A 258-nucleotide genomic window follows, 5' to 3' on the forward strand; every position below is an offset into this window, starting at 1 on the left:
GCCCTCAGCGCATTCGCATCAACGGCATCGCGCCGGGGGCGATTCGCACAGCAATCAACCGCGCCGCCACCGAGGGCGATGCCGAGCAACAACTGCTCAAGTTGATTCCCTACGGTCGGGTCGGCGATGTCGAAGACGTGGCCAACGCGGTGGTGTGGCTGGCCAGCGATGCCTCCGATTATGTGGTGGGCAGCACTTTGTTTATTGATGGCGGCATGAGCCTTTATCCGGAGTTCAGAGGCAATGGTTGATCTGAAG

General features: G+C 60.1%; 1 protein-coding gene. It reads left to right on the forward strand.

Annotated features, from left to right (window positions below; genetic code table 11):
- Positions 1–251 (forward strand): SDR family oxidoreductase (locus AAEY93_RS20820; protein ID WP_351079595.1); only part of this gene is annotated, 251 nt, incomplete at its 5' end.
- Between the last annotated feature and the right edge of the window lie 7 nt (positions 252–258).

Source organism: Shewanella sp. CAL98-MNA-CIBAN-0140 (genome assembly GCF_040309905.1).
GTDB lineage: Bacteria > Pseudomonadota > Gammaproteobacteria > Enterobacterales > Shewanellaceae > Shewanella > Shewanella psychromarinicola.